Raw genomic sequence first — 20,428 nt, 5'->3', positions numbered from 1 at the left:
GTGTATCCCCATACAGAAGACGGTCAACGTTAACCCTCCTCCGTTTGCAGGCAAACCACGGCGCAAGGGTTCGACACAACGCACGAATTTATCCATTGCAACATGGGAGGGTGTACCGGCAATTATTTTGCAGACGTTGCTGGGAGGCCCATTTTTAACCGGATTTCTGCTGTACCTTGGGGCCGGGTCAAGACATATTGGCTTTGTGCTCGCCATTACGACGTTTGTCAATATCGCTCAGATTGGAGCGGCTTACTGGATGCAGCGCATTCGCAGCCGCAAACGCATGCTTGTATTGTTTGTGGGGATACATCGCATCCTGTGGAGTTCGACGGGACTGATACCGTTCCTGTTCCCCAAGGAGTGGTGGGTAGGCATTTATATTGGTGTGTATACGGTTGCATTCATAGCCAATACCATTGGTGGTATGATCTGGACCTCGTTGATTGGAGATATCGTTCCTGCCAAGGTGAGAGGACGTTATTTCGGGATTCGAAATACGATTCTGAACGCACTTGGAAGCGTATGCTTATTTGCGGGAGGCATCGTTTTGGACCGTTTTCCTGGGGAGATGGGTTTCTTAATCCTGTTCATACCTGTGTGGATCTGCGCCATAGCTAATACGATTATTTATTGCTTTTACCCGGATGTACCTTTTGAACGTTCAACTGAAAAGGTTTTTTGGGGGATGTTCAAGAAGCCGTTTCAGGATCCTTCCTTTCTGAGGGCTGCACTGTTCCTCGCGGCCTGGTTACTGATCCAGACGTTGATCGTTCCGCTATTTTCCTACGTGATGCTTGACCTGCTTAACATTAATTATCAGACTGTATCCATAATTACCGTGGTGCAGACACTCGTTATGATGGCCGGATTCTATATCTGGGGCAATCTGAACGCGAGATTCAGCAACAAAACCTTATTATTTTGGACATTACCGATCATCGCACTCTCCTGTCTGTCATGGGGATTGATGTCGTTTATGCCTGTTTTGATAGCGCTTTTTTTATCCCATATTTTTCTCGGTATTGGTGTGGGTGGATTCAACCAGCTTGCTTTCAACTTCACAATCGGAGATACACCAAAAAGCGAAAGACCGATGTTTGTCGCCGTGTATTCGGCTATGACCGGAGTGACCTCGTTTCTTGGACCGCTGATCGGTGGTTGGTTGTATGAGAGAATGGAAACCTGGCCGGAAGCGATGAATTGGGTTTCCGCTTATGGCTTCCAAGTGGGTGTTGGTGCAGCGATGCTGGTTCTTACGTTTACGCTTGGACGTCGTGTGCTTCTGAAATAGAGATATGTGGAGGGATGTACTTGGAAAATCACGAACGGCAAGCCCTTGTGATTGGAGCTACCGGGCTTGTGGGTGGACTACTGGTACGCAGCTTGCTCCAGAACCCGGCTTATGGCCGGATTCGTGTATTGGTCAGACGACCACTCGAATTGGAACATGCAAAGCTGGAGCAGTATGTCGTGGACTGGGAACAACTTGAAGAGCAAAAAGATATATTTCGCGATGTTGATGACCTATACTGTTGCTTGGGTACAACGATTAAAAAAGCTGGCAGTCAGGAAAACTTCCGCCAAGTGGATTTTCACTACCCCGTAAAAGCCGCCATACTTGCCAAGGAGCATGGGGTATCCCAAATGCTCGTCATTTCTTCCATGGGAGCCGATGCCGAGTCACGTATATTTTATAGTCGGACCAAGGGAGAGATGGAAGAGGCATTATCGGCTATCGGTTTCGTTTCACTGCATATATTCCGTCCGTCGTTAATCCTTGGAGATCGCAAAGAAAAACGGTTGGGTGAGCAATTGGCAGCTCATGCCATGAAGTTTCTGGATCGCTGGATGAAAGGCAGAGTGGATAAATATCGGGCAATCCAGGCTTCAACCATAGCTCGGGCCATGATGAACATTGCACTTGTTCAAACCAGAGGAAATCATGTGTATTCCAATGACGTTATTCACGTGTTGGGATTGGATGAGTCCTGAGAATTCATGGTTTGTCCCTATCGGAATGAGAGGTAAGGATAGCCGTTTCTTGCCTGGGCCGGATCGTGGTATAATAAGCTTCAAAAATGAGTTCGAGGCTTGTCTCCTCGCGGCGGCAGGACAGCGAACATGAAGGAGAACTCATCCATGAAAAAACCAATCTCTACCGATCAGGCGCCAGGCGCCATTGGTCCATACAGCCAAGCCGTTGAAGCAGGTGATTTCATCTATACTTCCGGTCAGCTTGGCCTAAACCCGCAAACAGGAGAGTTCGGAGCCGATGTACAGGAGCAGACTCGTTTGTCCCTGAGCAATGTAAAGGCCATTCTTGAAGCAGCAGGCACGAGTATGGATAAAATCGTGAAAACGACTGTTTTCCTGAAAGACATGAATGATTTTGTTCCGGTGAATGAAGTGTACAGCACGTTCTTCGAACAGCCTTATCCAGCACGCAGCGCGGTTGAAGTCGCTCGTCTGCCGAAGGATGCACTTGTGGAGATCGAGGTTATTGCCCTCAAATAGGGAAGACTGATACTTGCCAAGCAAGGAAAGTTACATAAAAAGCCGATTTCTGGTCAGATGACCGAAATCGGCTTTTTGAATTTATATGAACTGAGCCGGGTCAATCCCGATCCTGATTACGGGTGAAGAACAGCCATACCGCATAAATGGCTAGCATGATTGCAATGATAATTGCCGTATAATATACGGAGGTAACGTCTTTTTGTTTGAGTGCGATGGCAATGTATGCCCATGTAAAGACAAGTGGGTATACACTATCCCGGTAAGGGAAGCTTACCAGTACAGCCAGCACCAGGCCTACAATTAACATGATGATGGTCCAGGTAGGTTCACTGAGTCCAAAGCCATCCCAGCCGATTTTATATAATAAAACAGCCGTATTGATTATGGTTGCTACGCTAACCCATCCAAGATATATGCTGAACGGCAACTTCACGAGCCAGATTTCGGCAGTTGTGGGAAGGGTGATTGCACGCGTTTTTACATATAACATGATCAGGGACAACAGAAGCAGAACGATGACGACTAAGGCGAGACCGATTTTGAGATTTTGAAAAGCAAAGATCCACGCTACATTAAAGGCACAGCTTGCTAGAAACCAGTAACCGAGGCGGGTAATAGAGTCCCTTTTCCAAGAAGAGGGAACGAACTGATAGATGACAAAGCCAGCGAGTAGCAGATAGATCAGTCCCCATATGGAGAAAGCATAGCCCGAAGGGGTGAGCAATACAGGGTACATATCCGATACTTCCTTGTTGGTTCTGCCTCCAATAGGCAGCGCGTTGGAAAGGTAGTTTACTACGATAACAGCGATGAATCCAATCGCGTTTAACCACTTGTACGGATTGTTACGTGACATTGTGTTTCCTCCTTGGTTTAACAAAAATGAATGAACCACGGGTCAGTCTACAATGAATATACCCAGTTCTTTCGCATTCTAATAAGAAGCCGCAAAAAATTCACAGGATCGTTGTCTGGATACCCTGCGCTGTTCCATGCTCTTATTCGCTGTGCTACGTCACAATGTACGTTGGTTGAAGCAGAAATATGTTCACTTTGAAGGAGGAAGAAGGTTGTTTACGAGAGAAACGATGGAGAAGCAACAAACATGGTTATATGTCGTTGCCCTATTCGTGGGAGCAGCGATCGGGCTGGGCACTCCTGAATGGGGGGCAGCGCTGCATTATACGGTTTCACCTGTGCTTGCCATTTTGCTATATAGCATGTTTGCACAGATTCCTTTTTTACAGCTTAAAGAATCCTTATCCAACCTGCGATTTATTGGAGCTTTGCTGGTGGCTAATTTTATCGTAGTGCCTGTGGTCGTGTGGTTGTTAACACTGGCGTTTCCGCAACCTCCTGCCGTGCTCATTGGCGTTTATCTGGTACTGCTAACGCCCTGCATTGATTACGTCATTGTTTTTACACAGTTGGGTCGGGGCAATGAGAAACTGATGCTGGCTGCAACGCCAATTCTGTTTGTTATACAAATGGTTTTATTGCCAGTATATTTGTGGCTGTTCATAGGGAAGGAAGCGGCACAGGTCATGCAAGTGGGGCCTTTCGTGGAGGCTTTTCTGTTCCTGATCGTTATTCCGTTGCTGTTGGCTATTCTTACGCAAGTTATGACCAAAGGCAAGACCGGAGGAGAACGGGTGATGAACGCAACCGCCTGGCTGCCTGTACCCATGATGGCTTTGGCCTTGATAGTGGTCGTCGCGTCGCAAATCGGGAAGGTCTACAATGATTTTGCTGTAATTGTGGATGTTCTGCCCATCTATATTATTTTTCTGATTGCTATGCCCCTCATCTCACGAATCATAGTGGCTCTATTCCGATTGGACACAGGCGCAGGCAGGGCCGTTATTTTCAGTGCAGGAACCCGAAATTCGCTTGTTGTTCTGCCATTGGCACTTGCATTGCCGCAAGAGTGGGCCACATTTGCTGCCGCAGTGATTGTAACCCAGACGATCGTTGAGCTGGCGGGAGAATTAATCTATATTCGTATTATTCCTTCCGTCGTACTACGGGATCGCTGATTCCTTTAGAAAAGAAGTCAGGGTGTATCCATTAAGATTCATCCATATATGTAAAAAGGAAAGGGGCTGTTCCCAGAGTCATGAACATGACGGGATGCCCCTTTTATCGTTTAACGAATCGAGCACGTTCTATTAGACGAATTTCCACAGATCCGGCGGCTCAATTAAGCATTTCCGTCAGATAATGTTTTACGGTATTCCCCCGGTGTGATGCCCTCCATTTTTTTGAACACTTTACTGAAATACTTCTCGTCCTGATAGCCGACCATCTCCGAGATTTTTGCAATTCGTAGGGAAGGGTTCTGTAACAGCAGCTTGGCGTTATTGATTCGCAGTTTGCCCAAATACTCGGACCAGTTCAATCCGAACTGCTGTTTGAATTTGCGAGATATATACTCGCGACTCAGATAGAACCGTGCAGCAATCTGCTGCAGAGACAGGTCCTCCTGATAATGAGCATCCATATAACGTGCAATCTCACTCATTGGATCCGGTGTTGCATGATGATGTGCAGTGAGGGCCTTTCCGGCTGCGAGCAACCGCTGTTCCAGCAGGGAGCGGAGCAAGGGCAGCGATAATAGTCCGTCACGGTCCAAAGGCAACTCGGCGAATGGAATGGATTGTTCATCTATCGCTTCGTCTTCCTCCTTCGGTGGGGCGCCTACGGCATCGTCGAGCCAACGGCCAATCATCCATTCCATTTCATCCATCCATTGCTGTATCTGCTCCGCTGTTATGACATCGAGCCGGGTGATGGGATCCATCCATTCTGCAACCGCATTGGACACGCTGGAAGCGCGCCCACTCATAGATGCCAGTCGTAAGGACTCCTCAAAGGTAGATAACCGCAGCCCTTTGTTTCCGTTGGAGGACTCCATTGCATCGTGAATGCACTGTTTCGTTTGCAAGGCATTGCGTCGCCACAACCGAATACTAGCTTCCTGATAGGCTCCCGAGGTTCCGGTAGGATAAAACTCACAGCTGGAGATACCGAAATGAAGACGGCGTTGAATGGTCTGCTCCAAACCATCGTTCACTTTTTCAAGAATGTTTTGAAGTGTCGAGCACTGACCCCAGTATAGGAGAACCACTTCATCCGGCTGATCAAGCTGGCGGAATACGACACCTTCGGCAGGTGGGGATAACATCTCCGCACAAATATTTAGCACAGAGAATACGAGCAAATCAGGCTGGCTGCGATACTTTGCCAAGCATTGAGCATCGAGATGGGAAAGGCTGGTGACTGCCACACTGCAACTGTCGATCTGCTTGGGCAGATTTAATTCATCCCGCAGCCGCTGGAATTGGGTATTGTTGCTTCCGCGTCCCACGACAAGCTCTGTGAGCAGTCTGTCATGATAATGCGGACGCATCTGATTGACCACCATGGATTGTCTTGTGGACTGCACACGAACAGCATCGTCTTCTTTCCAGGCTTCGACTGCTCTAAATAAGGAAGAATTCAGTTCGTCTGCTTCGACTGGTTTGAGCAGGTAGTCCGTACCTCCATATCGAATAGCATGTCTGACCAGTTCAAAATCATCATACCCGCTGATGACCAGTACCTTGCTGTGCGGGGCATGAACAGATATCCATTCAAGCAGAGCCATACCATCCTTGCCAGGCATTCGCATATCGCTGAGTACAATTTGCGGTTGATGAGCCGTAATGGCAGCGACCGCTTCGTGACCATCTGCCGCTTCATACAAGGTATCAATTCCTGCGGCTTCCCATTGACCAAGTAGCTTAATCGCATCGCGGACGTGTTTTTCATCATCGACAATCAAGGCTTTCATGTTGTTCACTCTCCCGCGTATATTTTGACTATGATCTGCACGCCATTCGGTTCAAGATTGCCAATCGTAAGCGTTGCATTGTATCCCGGAGGGGAGTTCAGTTGGAGTCGGCGCATCACATTACGCAGTCCAATCGAATCGCTTTCGTCCGGTTCCTGTGAGGACTCTGAAGATATAGATGCCGGATGCAACCAACGCTGTATTTCGGACAACTTGTCTTCCGGAATGCACGGTCCGTTATTTTCCAGCCGAATCTGAATCCAATCGTCAGACGTTCGCTGACTGGATATTCGTATCCTGCCTTTGCCAGGCCGGACATCCGCTCCATGCTTGAAGTAATTCTCAATCAAAGGCTGCAAGGTCATCCTCGGCATTTCGGCGCGCAGGGTATCTTCGGCAAAATCCAGTTCAACCTCCAGGCGGTCACCGAACCGCTCTTTTTGTAGTTCCAGATAGAGCCGTGCATGCTCGGCTTCTTCGTTCAAAGTGACCCTTGTCTGGTCACGCATGCTATAGCGCAGCATTTTGGATAGGGAAGAGAGCAGCACATACACCCGTTGTCCTTGCTGTTGAAGCGCAAGTGTACCGATGGATTGCAACGTATTATACAGAAAATGGGGATGAATCTGGGCTTGCAGCGCTTTGAGCTGATTCGTTTTATTCGCTATTTCAAGGCGATATTCCCGTAAAATCAAGTTGTTAACCGTATCCATCATATCCCGGAAATGACGGGCCAGCACACCGATCTCGTCCCGACTCGTTAAACGGATATCCACATGCAGGCGTCCTGCCTGAATCTGGTTCATATAACGCATTAATTGCTTGAGCGGTCCGGTGATTCGGATCGAGATGAACAGGGTTGCCACAATGACTAATAACAGCGCAGCAATAGCGATCATGGCATTATTCCAAGTTAAAGTGGTGGCACTCGCGTACAACGTTTCATTTGGAATCTGTTTAACAATGGTCCAGTCTGCAAATTGGCTTCCTAACTGTTGATACACATACATTGAATGATCTTGTTCAAAATGCCCTGCAGCGGTCTGTACTGTCCCTGCATCGGAACGTGCTGAATTCAGCTTAGTCGCTGCTTCCTGTCTTAATGCATCCGTTCCGCTGACTTCCGACTTTCCTTCGAAAATGATCTGGTTCTGATTGTCAATGACATAGATCTGTTCCTTTGCCGGATCATACAGCCTGCTACAAATTTCCGCAATGGTATCCATGTTCAAATCAATGGCGAGCACGCCCAATCGTTCTGTCGAAGGTACATCCTTGATTACACGGTGAAGGGTAATCACCGTTCTTGGAGGATCATCCGCTGACGCTGCCTTGAAGCCGTAGGAATGACTAAGGTGCGCCGATTCGACCCAGATATCCGGGCTTTTTTCGTCCGATTTTCCATGAAGTGAGTCAGAGTAGGCCTGTTTGCGTTCTTCCCGCTTCGGGAAAGGATTCGCAATTAATGTCGATTGATTGGCAGCAAAAGAGTGCAGATACAGCTGGAATACATCGGGTACAGCCGAACGTATCGTCTGCAGAGTGGTGTATACCTCGGCAACTGCACGATAGTCGCCAGGGATTTTCGCCAGATTTCGCAGGAAATTCGGATCATTGTACACAGCAAGCGAAGCCCTTGCCACGTTATCCACGTAATTGTTCAGATTGGTAGACGCCTGAAAGATCAGACGTTTGTTCTCCGCCACGGCCTGCTCACGCAGGGCGGTCTTGGTCTGGATAAACGTCATGCTGATGGATGCCAGCAGCGGGATCGTTGTGGCAATGAGCATAAAAGCGATTAGTTTGGTACGAATGCTGTAGTATTTTGACATCGTGACACCCCTTCTGGTTGCAGGTTAAGAAAGGACAATATTTTACACCCAACTGTTCACCAGGGTCGGTGTTTCCCTGTGCGAGAATGGGGTTTAATAGAACAAGAGATCAATTTCATCCATCTATAGAAGGGGAGAACGATATGAAGCATCGCAAATCTTCACAGCTGTTACAGCAGCTTGTGTTCGTGGGTCCCTCCATCGTCTTTTTTATTCTCATTATCGTGGTCCCTTTCCTGCTTGGCATGGTATATTCCTTTACCGACTGGAACGGGGTGTCGGCGAACATTCATTGGGTAGGATTCGACAATTTCAAGCAAATTTTTTCGAATGATCCCAAGTTTCTATCTGCGTTTTGGTTTACGGTGCGCTTCACCGTGGTTGGTGTAATTTTGACCAATGTTATCGGTTTTTTTCTGGCGTATTTCCTGACCAAGCCGCTCAAGACGAGAAACTTTCTGCGCACGATCTTTTTTATGCCTAACGTGATCGGTGGATTGTTGCTCGGCTTTATCTGGCAGTTCATATTTGTGAAAGGGTTTTCAGCAGTAGGCGACGTAACAGGTTGGTCCTTCTTCAACCTCCCTTGGTTGGGAGACGAGCCAACGGCCTTCTGGGGTATCGTCATTGTATTTGTTTGGCAGACCGCAGGGTATCTGATGGTCATCTACATCTCGTCCTTGACCAACGTATCACCTGATCTGCTGGAAGCTGCCGAAATTGATGGTGCCAGCCGCTGGCAGGTACTGCGCAGCATTATTTTCCCGCTCATTATGCCGGGAGTCACAATCTGTCTGTTCCTTGCCATCTCCTGGTCATTCAAAATGTTTGATCTCAATCTGTCGCTGACTAAAGGCGGACCGTTTGGATCAACAGAATCGGTAGCACTGAATATTTACAATGAGGCTTTTGTGAATAATCGGTACGGCATCGGTACAGCCAAAGCACTTGTGTTCTTCGTAATCGTTGCCATTATCACCATGATTCAGGTACGTGTGACGAAGAGCAAGGAGGTGGAGGCATAGATGGAAACGTCAAAAAATTACCGCTTCAGTACCATTGTAACTGAGATTGTTATGGTACTCATTGGATTATTGTTCCTGGTTCCGTTTTACTTCCTGTTTGTCAATTCGGTCAAAACATTCGGTGACCTGCTTACCAATTCGGCCGCATGGCCGGAGGTATTCCAATGGGGCAACTATGCGAACGCCTGGGAGAAAATCAAATTCCCTTCAGCGCTGATGAACTCGCTTATCGTCACCGTAGTCAGCAATCTGCTGCTCGTGTTGATCAGCTCCATGGCCGCCTACCGAATGGTACGCAGCGATACGCGCTTCAACCGGATTTTGTTCGGCGTGTTCATTGCCGCCATGGTGATTCCGTTTCAGTCTATCATGATTCCACTCGTTACCGTAACCAGTAATCTTGGACTGATCGACAGTCTCTTCGGACTCATCATCTGTTATCTCGGTTTTGGCGCACCGATGTCCATCTTCCTGTTCCACGGATTCGTCAAATCGGTTCCGCTCGAAATTGAAGAGGCAGCTCGGGTGGATGGAAGCTCCGCTTACGGCGTGTTCTTCCGGATTGTATTCCCACTCATGAAGCCGATGTATGTTACCGTCATCATCCTGAATACACTCTGGATCTGGAATGACTATCTGCTGCCATCCCTGATTCTGCAAAGCTCCAATTTGCGTACAATTCCGATTGCGACCTTTGCGCTCTTCGGACAATATACGAAGCAATGGGATCTTGCCCTGCCTGCACTGGTGCTTGGCATCATGCCAATTATCATCTTCTTCCTGCTGATGCAGAAATACATCATTCAGGGAATTACCGCGGGATCTGTTAAAGGGTAAGTGCGGGGTAGGAGCCGCTCCGGAATCATGTGCGCTTTCGGTCGCTGCTGCTCCTTGGTGGCCCGAATAAAAAATGCAACGAAGCTGTTATACTGAAACTACTATAGGGAGAGTGTATGTATGAAAAGAATGACCAAGTTGACGTTGCTTATGCTGATTGCTTTTTCTGTAATGCTTGCGGGTTGTGGCAACGGAGATAAGAGTGGAAGTCCTGTCAACACAGACACCCAAGGTGGCGGAGAGGCTGCTGCAGGCGACAAAACGATTAAAATATTCCAGTACAAAGTCGAAATTGCGGAAGCGTTTAACCGTCTCAAAGCGGAATATGAGTCCTCCCATCCAGGAATTAAGCTGGACATTCAGACCGTGGGCGGCGGCAGTGACTACGGCGCTGCATTGAAAGCCAAGTTCGCTGCTGGCGAGCAACCGGACATTTTCAACGTTGGTGGTTATCGTGAGCTGGACACATGGCTCGAATACCTGGAAGATCTGTCAGGTGAAGCGTGGGCAAAAGATGTGCTTGATGTTGCCAAAGAGCCGATGACCAAAGACGGCAAACTGTATGGACAGCCGCTGGCACTGGAAGGCTATGGTTTCATTTATAACAAAGATCTTTTCCAAAAAGCAGGCATCACCGAAATTCCGACGACACTGGAACAATTGGATCAGGCTGCACAGAAACTTCAAGCCGCAGGCATTACCCCGTTCTCCAATGGATATCAGGAATGGTGGGTGCTCGGCAATCATAACGTAAACGTAGCATTTGCGAATCAAGCAGATCCGGTGAAATTTATTCAAGGTCTTAACGAAGGTACGGAGAAAATCCCTGGCAATCAGGTGTTTACGGACTGGATGAACCTGCTCGACTTGACGCTGAAATACAGCAACAAAAACCCGCTCACAACCGACTACAACACTCAGGTAACCCTGTTTGCAAGTGGGGAAGCAGCGATGATGCAGCAAGGGAACTGGACACAAGTACAAATTGATGGAATCGATCCTAATCTGAATCTGGGCATTCTGCCGATGCCAATCACGAATGAACCGAACGACAAATTGTTTGTTGGCGTACCAAACTACTGGGTAGTGAACAAGAATTCGCAAGTGAAACCGGAAGCGAAAGAGTTCTTGGAATGGCTCGTGACATCCGATACCGGAAAACAGTATATGACCAAAGAATTCAAGTTTATCCCGGCGTTTAGTTCCATTCAGGCATCTGAAGAGGATCTGGGTGACCTCGCAACCGATATCATGAAGTACAGCCAAGAAAACAAAGCGTTAAGCTGGAACTTCAACCGTTTCCCTGAAGGTGTTCCACAAGAATTTGGTAGCACGATTCAGGCATATGTGGCAGGCAAGTCGGACAAAAAAGCTTTGCTTGATGCATTGCAGCAAAACTGGGATAGTCTGAAAAAATAATTACTCGGAATAGCTATCCGTATAAGTAAAATAGTGCTGTCTCATCCTTGAATGGTTATCCACATACTAGTATCCACAGGCTAATAAAGCCATTCACACATGATTTGGATAAGTAGTCAACTCAAATAGGTCAACCAGAATACTATTCTGGTTGACCTATTTTTAGTTTTGGGCCTATTTTATCAAAGATCGGAAGAATAATATGAGATACTACTTCTGGAATGTGGATAACCCCATCATATTTAGAGGCCCAATGATATATTTAACACAGAGTTAATACTATATGTGGATATCCTGTGAGTACAGTGTTCTAAATGTGGACAAGTCCGAGAAAATTGGGGCAAAGATCATCTTTTGTTAGACACATAACTTGTGTTTGTTTAATTAGTACTGTATAGTTCTATTTATGACAAATCAAAAATCGATCTCAGGTTCTGTGAAATCCAAAAGTTCCAATCCGGTTAATCGGACCAAGGCAGTCGAAGTGGCTGCTCAGTTATTTTTGCGTCAGGGATACAGCTATGTCAGCATGGATGAGGTCGTGCGGGCAAGCGGGGTATCCAAATCGAATATCTATTACCATTTCAAAAACAAGGAGGAATTGCTCCAGGCTGTGGTGCAATACTGGATTGCACAGTATGAATCGGAGCTCTACTTGCTGCTCAGTCAGCGTGAACGAGAGGTCACAGAACGGATCTATTCGTTCATGGCGTTACTGTCCGCAGGCATGGAAGGGCGCGATTATAAAGGAAGTTGTCCGTTTATTACATTGTATATGCAGACACCTGCCAGCGCACCTGAAGTGAAAGAAAGCATAGCCCGTTTCTTTCGTGAGCTGCAGCCGATGATGGAAAAGCTGTTGCAGCAAGGGGTGGATCGTGGCGAATTCCGTAAAGGGATTGAGCCGGGACCCGCGGCTGCATTATTTATCGCTGCATTCGAGGGTTCACTTGTACTCGCGGAGACTGCACGTGATATAGGGATTATTGAACAATCAGCACGTACCTTTTGTCAGATGCTTCGGTAAACGAAGCTCTTTTTTTGATCAAAACTAGTACTATATAGTACTAAAATAAATAATACTAAAAAGGGAGAGAGATTAGAAATGAATATACATAATTCATCATCATCATTAAACGCAGAACGTGAGACTGACCCCAATCCAGCTAAGAACAACATGGCGACTGAATCAACCACTATTTTGATGACGGGCAGTACCGGATTTATAGGCAAAGAGGCAATAAAACAACTTGGGAACAGTGAAGCGCAGTTATTACTGCTTGTACGCTCGGAATCCAAAGCGAGGATGGTTCTGAATGCATATGGAGTAACGGATTTCAGCCGAATAACGTATATTCAGGGGGATTTGTCGGCTCCAGGCCTCGGTCTAACCAAAGCTGATCGTGAACGTGCTCTTCAGGCCAATATCATAATTCATGCAGGTGGGACGATGGATGTCACATTGCAACCGAAGGTGGCAGAACAGATTTTTATGAATGGAGCAAGAGGCATGGCTGAACTGGCGGAAGATATCCAGCGCACACACGGATTAAGACATTTTATCCACGTGGTTGGTTTTATGAGTCCGTATGGGAGGAAGGATTATCCGTCCATATCATCACCCAATGAAGGTGTTGGGGATAAGTCGAGCGGGAAGAATTCATTGATTAGTAAAGTGTTCCATTCGGAAAGTGCATATGAACATATGAAATTCGAAGCGGACCGCTATATTCGACAGCATGCTGAGCAGCATTCGTATGTCTTATCTGTTGTTAACCCAAGTACAATCGTGGGTCCATATCCTACAGGGGCAACCGAACAAACGGGCGGAATTGGCATGATGATACAGGCGATGAGAAAACGTAGAATGCCGGTGATTCCTGGTGGTCTACAGCACTGGCTACCCCTTGTATCCAATGATGTGGTTGCACAGACCCTTGTTTTTCTGACTCGGGACAGCAATCCGTCTGGCGGCACATATCCCTTGTTGTCCAGAAAAGCGGACAGTCCGGATATGAAGGAACTGATTCGTTTACTGGCGGCTGAGTTGGATGTATCTGCACCTCGATGGTCAGTGCCCCTGCCCATGATTCATGCAGCGATGAAGGCTGGTGGCACAAAGATCAGCGGGATACCGCCTGAATCAATCGCGTTTATTACCAAACAGGAGTTTGAAGTTCAGCAAACGGAACGATTGTTTCAGCGAATGGACCAAAAGTTGCCTGAAGTTAGCGAGTTATTACCTTACGTGACAGCCGATTTGGATTATCGTTTCAGCTATCCTTCACAGGAGGATCTGCCTAAGAGCTGGACTCGGACACGTAAGGGCAGTCTTGCGGTGCTGGTCCATGAGGGTCAAGGGGAGCCCTGGGTGATAGTTCATGGTTTGATGAGCAGTGCTGACGATATGATCCCGCTGGGAGAAGCGTTATGGAGTATGACGGGAAACCCGATATGGCTTGTGGATCTAGCCGGATTTGGGCGTTCTCCGATTCATCGGAACAAGGCAAAAGGGGCGGCCTTCAAAGGGCAGGTCGAAGCGGTGCGAAGTGTGCTGGATGAGATACAAGGGCCAGTCAAATTGATAGGACATTCCATTGGGGCAGCGATAGTCGCTGGGGTGATGCAGGAGAGTGGACGTGAAAATATTCAGCTTGCCATGCTGCAACCCGTATGGGGAGCTTCGAAAGATGGTATGCAGCGTCTGATATCAAGGCTCCCGAGAAGAATGCTGCAAGGACTGTTATCTTGGATGACTCCACAGCAAGTGGCTGGGCTGTTAAAAAGAGCAGAGGCTGCGGAGATCAATCCAACCCTGCTGGAAGGTTACGCGAGGAGAGCTTCTTCTGGTTTGAAGTCTCCCCGCATCGCAGGAGCGAATGCTGATTTGCTCCACTGGATACAGTCCCATCCAAATGATAAAGTGTCACAGACAAGTGCAGATGCGCAGCGCACACTCATGGTTTGGGGGACAAACGATAAGGGATACTCGCACCCCGAAAATATCCATTCATCTGTTCAACGTGTGGAACTTCCCTATGGGCATCACTTTCCCCTGTTTCATGGGGAAGAAACAGCTTCGTTGCTTTTGAAATGGCAAATGAAGAGACGGTAAGCGAAGAAATGAAGTGTGCATTCCCTAAATTACAAAATATTCAGGTCACTCGATAATAAAATGTTAAATTATATTACACATACAGTTAGATAAACGGAATGAAAACGTTATTTTCACTCCCATTTATACTTGTCGCACAATAAAACGATGCTCATTTTGGCAAGGCAGTACATTGTGACCCTCTTCTGAACTGCGATAGACTTGATTTCAAGATCAACAGCTAAGAGGAGGATGTGTACGATGCCACTTCAAAAAACGTTATTGGCACTGGACGCGCTGGACAGCGCTTATGTAAATGGTGAAAGTGTAAAGCAACTATTTGTTCAATATCCACAAGTTTCCGTTGAAGTGCTGACCGTACAAGGTGAAAAGGGAAGTACGGATTTTGTTAAAATCATCATCCCTGGTACAAACGGCAAGTTGTCAGGAGGGCAGGCCCCGACCATGGGGATTGTCGGACGACTGGGTGGAATCGGCGCCCGTCCAACACGCATTGGACTCGTTTCGGATGCAGATGGCGCCGTCGCTGCTGTCGCAGCAGGACTGAAACTCGCCGATATGCAGACCAAGGGTGATTCGCTCAAAGGTGATGTCATTGTGACTACGCATATCTGTCCGGATGCCCCGACTCTTCCGCATGAACCGGTGGATTTTATGGACTCTCCGGTCGACATTTTGCAGATGAACGAACATGAGGTTCTGCCAGAGATGGAAGCTATTTTGTCCATTGATACTACCAAAGGAAACCGGGTGATTAACCATAAAGGCATCGCCATTTCGCCCACGGTGAAAGAGGGATATATTTTACGGGTGAGCGATGATTTGCTCCGAATTATGGAGATGACCACAGGGCAGCTGCCTGTGACCTTCCCGATTACGACGCAGGATATTACGCCATATGGCAATGACTTATACCATATCAATTCCATTTTACAGCCAGCTGTGGCTACACATGCACCTGTTGTAGGCGTAGCCGTAACCGCTCAATCCGCAGTTCCGGGATGCGGCACAGGAGCGAGCCATGAGGTTGACATTGCAAGCGCAGTTCGTTTGGTCGTGGAGACAGCCAAGGAATTCACGAATGGCACCTGTTCTTTCTACAATGTGGAGGAATATAACCTGATTACTCGTCTGTATGGATCAATGAAAGTACTTCAGACACCAGGAATCCAGGCAGCTCCGTCTGCATAGTTTAGTCGAGAAGGTCACGGTTGAAGCGGCAGTTAAAAATAATGCTGTGGACATACGTGGCTTCTACAGCCGATCTGATATGTAGGAGGCTATAACATGACCAAGCAGCTAGGCATGATTACGATTGGACAAGCTCCACGAACCGATGTTGCGCCTGTCTTAGAAAAGTACCTGGAGGGGCGGGCGGAACTCCTTCAGGTCGGGGTGCTGGACGGACTGTCGGCAACTCAAATCGCTGCGCTGGCCCCGGAATCGGGTGAATATGTGTTGACTTCCCGTCTGCAGGATGGCAGTGCAGCTATCGTATCCCGTGAAAAAATCAGACCGATGCTGAATCAAAAGATTCGTGAATTCGAAGCCATGGGTGTCTCCAATATTCTGCTGCTGTGCACAGGTTCCTTTCCGGGTCTGCGTTCAGCTAAAGTGCACCTTATTGAGCCTGATCGTATTATTCCTCCAGCCGTACAGGCCATGGCCGATGGCCGCCGTCTGGGGCTTATTGGACCTTTGGCAGAGCAAGCGGGACAGCTTGATTTGAAGTTTTCCTCCCTGGTCCAGCCTGCGTTTGCAGCTGCTTCTCCCTATACATCCGGTGAGGATGAGTTTCGGCAGGCGACGGAATCATTAAAGGGGCGTGTTGAACTCATTTTACTGGATTGCATGGGGTATGATGAGCGCCACCGTCAATGGGTTGCCAATGCCAGCGCAGGAATCCCGGTCATTTTGTCGAATGCTCTAATGGGTAAACTAGTAGCGGAAATGGTCTGACACAGGAGGAGACGAACAAATGAACCAGCAACGAATTGACGTCAGTAAAAATGTTTTGGTGGAATGCCTTGGACTTCGCAGTGGTGAGACACTGGCTGTCGTAGCGGATGATGCCAAGAGAGAACTGGCCGAATCCATATATGAGGCAGGCAAGGCATTGGGAGCAGATGCGGTGCTTATGGTGATGAAGGAACGGAGCAAATCCGGTGAAGAGCCGCCTGCGCCGATTGCCGAAGCGATGAAGCGTGCAGATGTCGCGGTATGCGTAACCCGTTATTCGCTAACCCATACGCAGGCGCGTAAACAGGCGGCAGCTGCGGGAACTAGGGTAGCTACGATGCCGGGCATGACGGATGATATGTTCATGAACGGTGCCATTACCGCAGAATATCCCAAAGTGAAGGCTTTGACAGATAAGGTTACGGCCATGCTGAGTGCGGGGAGAAGTGTCCGTATCGAGAAAGATGGACACCAGCTGTCGTTCTCCATTCAGGGACGTAATGGCGTGCCAAGCACAGGTATGTACCTCAATCCAGGTGAATCCGGCAATTTGCCCTCCGGTGAAGCGTACATCGCCCCCGTTGAAGGTATTGGAGAAGGTGAAATCCTGGTGGATGGCTCAATTGCAGGAATAGGTGCGATCGGTGAACCTGTTCTATTGACGGTTAGAGAGGGCCGCCTTGTTACGGCAACTGGCGCTGAAGGAGACAAGCTGTTATCCATGCTGGGCGAAGGTGATGGTCGAATTCTTGGCGAGTTCGGCATTGGTACCAATGACAAGGCTCGAATTACAGGTGTTGTCCTGGAGGACGAGAAAGTCTACGGTACAATTCATGTTGCTTTTGGTAGTAACAATACCTTTGGTGGCACAGTTGCAGCAGGTGTTCACATTGATGCCGTTGTGCAGAAGCCGGATGTGTACATTGATGATGTGTTGATTATGCGTCAGGGAGAACTGCTCGATCAATAATAGAGCAGAAGATTCAAGGAATAACCTTGTGGATCAAAAAAAGTGAATGAGAGCGTATGCACAATATATCCACAGTGGGGACCAATGCATAAATTACGCGGTAGATTTAGCGACAAATACACAACATATTCACAATATATAAAGAGATATCCACATAATTGGGGGTAACTATCAACAGTTTGTGGGTAACATATACACAAGATATCCACAGCCTGGGGAGGAATGCCGATGTTGGGTCTTATCAGAGTGATTACACTTCATCATGAAGAAGATATCCACAGACACGGGGCATTGATTGAAGGACGTTATGGCATTCAGGTTCGGAGTCGCTGCATTCCCGATCAACCGCTGGGGGTATATGATCAGGCCACAGAGCTTGAATCGATTCCCAAAATTGTAGATCTGGCACGAAAACTTGAACAGGAAGGCTGTACCTCTATCGGTATCAGTTGTGCAGCCGATCCGGCTCTTGCAGAAATGCGTGCCGCAGTTCACATCCCAGTCTATGGAGCAGGATCATGTGCTGCTCATCTTGCACTCACATCAGCGGCGCGTGTAGGTGTATTGACCATCCTAGAGGAGGTGCCTCATCTGATTCGAGGAATACTAGGTGATGCCTATATTGGAATGGAGCGTCCAGAAGGTGTGGTAACTACGCTGGATCTCAACACACCACAGGGGCGAATCGCGGCTATGGAAGCCGCCAGAAGACTGAAGGCGGAGGGCGCCGAGTCCATCGTTCTTGCGTGTACCGGTTTTGCAACGATGGGTTTCGCCGTGGAAGTGGAAAAAGAACTGCATATCCGGGCGCTTGACCCGATCTATTCATTGGGAGCAGCTGTGTCTGCGTTGAATGTCTGATCTACGGAATGCCGGATGTGGGTATTGGATGATTTTATATTTGGGTTAATTTGATTTTGACGCCGATGCAGTGTGTATAACTGTACCGGCGTTATTTGTGTTGGTAAGGTTATCGAGCTCTTGGAATAGCATGGCGTTGATCTGCAAGGAGTGTGGGGATAACTTTTCTTGTTTTCTAATGTGAAGCGATAAAGTAATAAATATATTTTTTGTAGTAATAACTGCTACTAACAACGTATTATTATTACTTTATTTTATGAAATTAAAATATAACATACGGATATCACAGAAATTCCCGTTTTTTTTGATCGGATAGTCTGGTAAACTATCCAAAAAAATTAGATACAGTATGCAAAAATGATTTGCAAATCTGGCTCAGGGTGGTCGATAGGCTTGAAAACGACAGGTATAACATTGAAAGAACTGTTGAATATTCCTATACTCAGCAAGGCCAAAGTCATTAGTGGGCACCAAGGATTGGATCGGGTTGTACGGTTCGTGGATATTATGGAGGTGCCGGATCTGCAAGGATGGTTGCGAGAAGGCATGCTTATGCTGACGACAGCCTATTCGATTCGTGATAATCCCGGCTTGCTCGGAGAACTAATCTATACGCTTAATGAAGCAGGGGCGGCTGCTCTGGCTATCAAGCCTGCGCGTTTTCTAAAAGAAATCCCGAAGGAAGCCGTTGCAGCCAGTAATAACTGCGGTCTGCCCATCATTGAAATTCCTCCGGAAATACCCTACATGGATATTACGCAACCTGTTATGGAACTGGTGCTGGATCGACAGGCCGCACTTCTCCGCAGGTCAGAGGAAGTATATCGGACACTGATGACAATGGTACTTGAAAACAGTGGAATTCAGGCGGTGGGGGACAATGTGGCCGAGCTGCTTCAGGCACCTGTGGGTGTTATCGACAATGCTGGTCAGATGATTGTGTCCTCACCGCCGGATTATGACTGGAAAGAAGCTGTGGACCCACTCGTATGGGAGATAAATCTGGATCGGCGGAAGGTTGCCCGATTGCTGGTGGACAAGGACTCCCTGGATGAAATGGAACAAGTTGGCATTGAGCAAGCCAGATTAGTATTATCCCTGGAATTGATGAGAAACAAGGTGGCGGAAGATACCGAATTGCGTCTTCGGGGCAATTTCATTGACGAACTGCTGACACCGCCTCTGCTGTTGCCACATGAAGCCGAATCGAGAGGCCGCAAGCTTGGCATGAACCCAGAGCATTTATGGGAAGTAGCTGTGATGGAAGGGGAGACTGCTCCTGATGAAGATCTATTGACTGAATTGCTTGGTCAGGAGGCCAGAAAACGGAGGGTAGCGCCTCATATTGAATTTCGGACAAACAGGGCGGTGCTCTTTTTGCCAACCCCGGAGTCTCGGGATGCGGCATGGATGGATGACGTTCAATCCTGGTCTGATACCATTGGACTATGGCTCGAAGATCCGGCCAACAAGCTTGGACAATTCAGGACAGGCGTGGGCACTCAGGTTCCACTTTGGAATATGCATCAAAGCTATGGTGAGGCCAGAAATGCCCTGCTGGTATCCTCCCGCTTGTCGGGTGGGCGTACAACCCGGTTTGAGGATGTGGAGGTATATCATTTGCTTAGCGAAACGGCGGATGATCCGGGTTTTGCGGCATTGTTTGAGCGGAAACTGGGGAAATTACGTGCTTATGATGATGAACACAGTGGGGATCTGCTGCGTACGTTTTTTTATTATCTGGAGAGCCGTGGCAGCCTGATCGAGACAGCAAACCGCCTCTATATTCACCGGAATTCTGTGAAATACCGACTGGAGCGAATACGGGACATTACGGGCTTCGACCTGAATCACCCACGTGAACAATTTGTCTGTCATCTGTGTCTTGTGTATTACTACATGAAGCAGGATAAACAAGAGGTGTAGGACCTGCCAATCGGACAATTGTTTCTACAGCAATACCAAAGATGAACTTTATGGTAGATATAGGTCGAAAAATAGCGAACTATGTCTTAGGGTGTAATTTAACATGACATTAATAGGAGACATTAGTGCACA

17 protein-coding genes are annotated in these 20,428 nt (G+C 47.7%); 14 read left to right on the top strand and 3 right to left on the bottom strand.

The window, feature by feature from the left end; translation table 11 throughout:
• Positions 1 to 136 precede the first annotated feature (136 nt).
• From MHB84_RS10395 to MHB84_RS10385, 3 genes are all read left to right on the top strand, one after another.
• Entirely contained in the window at positions 137 to 1,294 is a 1,158-nt protein-coding gene (locus tag MHB84_RS10395; RefSeq protein ID WP_256716877.1) for an MFS transporter, read from the top strand.
• A 20-nt stretch (positions 1,295 to 1,314) separates the two neighbouring features.
• Entirely contained in the window at positions 1,315 to 1,995 is a 681-nt protein-coding gene (locus MHB84_RS10390; protein WP_256716871.1) for an oxidoreductase, read from the top strand.
• Positions 1,996 to 2,142: 147 nt separating this feature from the next.
• Positions 2,143 to 2,517, top strand: coding sequence for a RidA family protein (locus MHB84_RS10385; RefSeq protein WP_076290583.1), 375 nt, complete (start codon positions 2,143 to 2,145; stop codon positions 2,515 to 2,517).
• Between the two features lie 100 nt (positions 2,518 to 2,617).
• Here the strand turns inward: MHB84_RS10385 and MHB84_RS10380 are convergent, their stop codons facing one another.
• Positions 2,618 to 3,376: a tryptophan-rich sensory protein gene (locus tag MHB84_RS10380; RefSeq protein WP_076290582.1), complete on the bottom strand. Its 759-nt coding sequence runs from the start codon at positions 3,374 to 3,376 to the stop codon at positions 2,618 to 2,620.
• Between the two features lie 232 nt (positions 3,377 to 3,608).
• Between MHB84_RS10380 and MHB84_RS10375 the strand changes: the two genes are divergently transcribed.
• Complete coding sequence (locus MHB84_RS10375; RefSeq protein WP_076290743.1) at positions 3,609 to 4,556, top strand: arsenic resistance protein; 948 nt, start codon at positions 3,609 to 3,611, stop codon at positions 4,554 to 4,556.
• A gap of 164 nt (positions 4,557 to 4,720) precedes the next feature.
• Here the strand turns inward: MHB84_RS10375 and MHB84_RS10370 are convergent, their stop codons facing one another.
• Positions 4,721 to 6,352 (bottom strand): response regulator transcription factor, encoded by a 1,632-nt coding sequence (locus MHB84_RS10370; RefSeq protein ID WP_076290581.1) that lies wholly within the window; start codon positions 6,350 to 6,352, stop codon positions 4,721 to 4,723.
• A 5-nt stretch (positions 6,353 to 6,357) separates the two neighbouring features.
• The gene (locus tag MHB84_RS10365; protein ID WP_076290580.1) at positions 6,358 to 8,184 is read right to left on the bottom strand and encodes a cache domain-containing sensor histidine kinase; all 1,827 of its coding nucleotides are present in this window, start codon (positions 8,182 to 8,184) and stop codon (positions 6,358 to 6,360) included.
• A gap of 143 nt (positions 8,185 to 8,327) precedes the next feature.
• Between MHB84_RS10365 and MHB84_RS10360 the strand changes: the two genes are divergently transcribed.
• The 10 genes from MHB84_RS10360 (at position 8,328) to MHB84_RS10315 (ending at position 20,296) form a co-directional block, all read left to right on the top strand.
• Entirely contained in the window at positions 8,328 to 9,209 is an 882-nt protein-coding gene (locus tag MHB84_RS10360) for a carbohydrate ABC transporter permease (RefSeq protein WP_076290579.1), read from the top strand.
• Positions 9,210 to 10,046: a carbohydrate ABC transporter permease gene (locus tag MHB84_RS10355; RefSeq protein WP_076290578.1), complete on the top strand. Its 837-nt coding sequence runs from the start codon at positions 9,210 to 9,212 to the stop codon at positions 10,044 to 10,046.
• 120 nt (positions 10,047 to 10,166) lie between these two features.
• Entirely contained in the window at positions 10,167 to 11,465 is a 1,299-nt protein-coding gene (locus tag MHB84_RS10350; RefSeq protein ID WP_076290577.1) for an ABC transporter substrate-binding protein, read from the top strand.
• Positions 11,466 to 11,871: 406 nt separating this feature from the next.
• Positions 11,872 to 12,492: a TetR/AcrR family transcriptional regulator gene (locus MHB84_RS10345; protein ID WP_072734898.1), complete on the top strand. Its 621-nt coding sequence runs from the start codon at positions 11,872 to 11,874 to the stop codon at positions 12,490 to 12,492.
• A gap of 78 nt (positions 12,493 to 12,570) precedes the next feature.
• On the top strand, positions 12,571 to 14,580 hold the full coding sequence (locus tag MHB84_RS10340; protein ID WP_083679015.1) for an alpha/beta fold hydrolase: 2,010 nt from the start codon (positions 12,571 to 12,573) through the stop codon (positions 14,578 to 14,580).
• A gap of 240 nt (positions 14,581 to 14,820) precedes the next feature.
• The gene (locus tag MHB84_RS10335) at positions 14,821 to 15,771 is read left to right on the top strand and encodes a DUF1177 domain-containing protein (RefSeq protein ID WP_072734897.1); all 951 of its coding nucleotides are present in this window, start codon (positions 14,821 to 14,823) and stop codon (positions 15,769 to 15,771) included.
• A 96-nt stretch (positions 15,772 to 15,867) separates the two neighbouring features.
• The gene (locus tag MHB84_RS10330) at positions 15,868 to 16,539 is read left to right on the top strand and encodes an AroM family protein (RefSeq protein WP_064642548.1); all 672 of its coding nucleotides are present in this window, start codon (positions 15,868 to 15,870) and stop codon (positions 16,537 to 16,539) included.
• A gap of 19 nt (positions 16,540 to 16,558) precedes the next feature.
• Positions 16,559 to 17,509 (top strand): aminopeptidase, encoded by a 951-nt coding sequence (locus tag MHB84_RS10325; RefSeq protein ID WP_076290576.1) that lies wholly within the window; start codon positions 16,559 to 16,561, stop codon positions 17,507 to 17,509.
• 228 nt (positions 17,510 to 17,737) lie between these two features.
• Entirely contained in the window at positions 17,738 to 18,370 is a 633-nt protein-coding gene (locus tag MHB84_RS10320; protein WP_076290575.1) for an aspartate/glutamate racemase family protein, read from the top strand.
• A gap of 393 nt (positions 18,371 to 18,763) precedes the next feature.
• The gene (locus MHB84_RS10315; RefSeq protein WP_083679014.1) at positions 18,764 to 20,296 is read left to right on the top strand and encodes a PucR family transcriptional regulator; all 1,533 of its coding nucleotides are present in this window, start codon (positions 18,764 to 18,766) and stop codon (positions 20,294 to 20,296) included.
• Positions 20,297 to 20,428: the final 132 nt, after the last annotated feature.

It is taken from the genome of Paenibacillus sp. FSL F4-0087 (genome assembly GCF_038020215.1).
Classification (GTDB): Bacteria; Bacillota; Bacilli; order Paenibacillales; family Paenibacillaceae; genus Paenibacillus; species Paenibacillus taichungensis.
Note: the sequence above shows the minus strand (reverse complement) of the source record. Positions and strands in the feature narration are given on the sequence as shown.

Excerpts from the sequence above, each read along its gene's own strand:
- MHB84_RS10355 (WP_076290578.1), top strand. The coding sequence starts at position 9,210 with ATGGAAACGTCAAAAAATTACCGCTTCAGTACCATTGTAACTGAGATT.
- MHB84_RS10375 (WP_076290743.1), top strand. The coding sequence starts at position 3,609 with ATGGAGAAGCAACAAACATGGTTATATGTCGTTGCCCTATTCGTGGGA.
- MHB84_RS10350 (WP_076290577.1), top strand. The coding sequence starts at position 10,167 with ATGAAAAGAATGACCAAGTTGACGTTGCTTATGCTGATTGCTTTTTCT.
- MHB84_RS10360 (WP_076290579.1), top strand. The coding sequence starts at position 8,328 with ATGAAGCATCGCAAATCTTCACAGCTGTTACAGCAGCTTGTGTTCGTG.
- MHB84_RS10330 (WP_064642548.1), top strand. The coding sequence starts at position 15,868 with ATGACCAAGCAGCTAGGCATGATTACGATTGGACAAGCTCCACGAACC.
- MHB84_RS10335 (WP_072734897.1), top strand. The coding sequence starts at position 14,821 with ATGCCACTTCAAAAAACGTTATTGGCACTGGACGCGCTGGACAGCGCT.
- MHB84_RS10340 (WP_083679015.1), top strand. The coding sequence starts at position 12,571 with ATGAATATACATAATTCATCATCATCATTAAACGCAGAACGTGAGACT.
- MHB84_RS10320 (WP_076290575.1), top strand. The coding sequence starts at position 17,738 with ATGTTGGGTCTTATCAGAGTGATTACACTTCATCATGAAGAAGATATC.
- MHB84_RS10325 (WP_076290576.1), top strand. The coding sequence starts at position 16,559 with ATGAACCAGCAACGAATTGACGTCAGTAAAAATGTTTTGGTGGAATGC.
- MHB84_RS10385 (WP_076290583.1), top strand. The coding sequence starts at position 2,143 with ATGAAAAAACCAATCTCTACCGATCAGGCGCCAGGCGCCATTGGTCCA.
- MHB84_RS10345 (WP_072734898.1), top strand. The coding sequence starts at position 11,872 with ATGACAAATCAAAAATCGATCTCAGGTTCTGTGAAATCCAAAAGTTCC.
- MHB84_RS10365 (WP_076290580.1), bottom strand. The coding sequence starts at position 8,184 with ATGTCAAAATACTACAGCATTCGTACCAAACTAATCGCTTTTATGCTC.
- MHB84_RS10370 (WP_076290581.1), bottom strand. The coding sequence starts at position 6,352 with ATGAAAGCCTTGATTGTCGATGATGAAAAACACGTCCGCGATGCGATT.
- MHB84_RS10380 (WP_076290582.1), bottom strand. The coding sequence starts at position 3,376 with ATGTCACGTAACAATCCGTACAAGTGGTTAAACGCGATTGGATTCATC.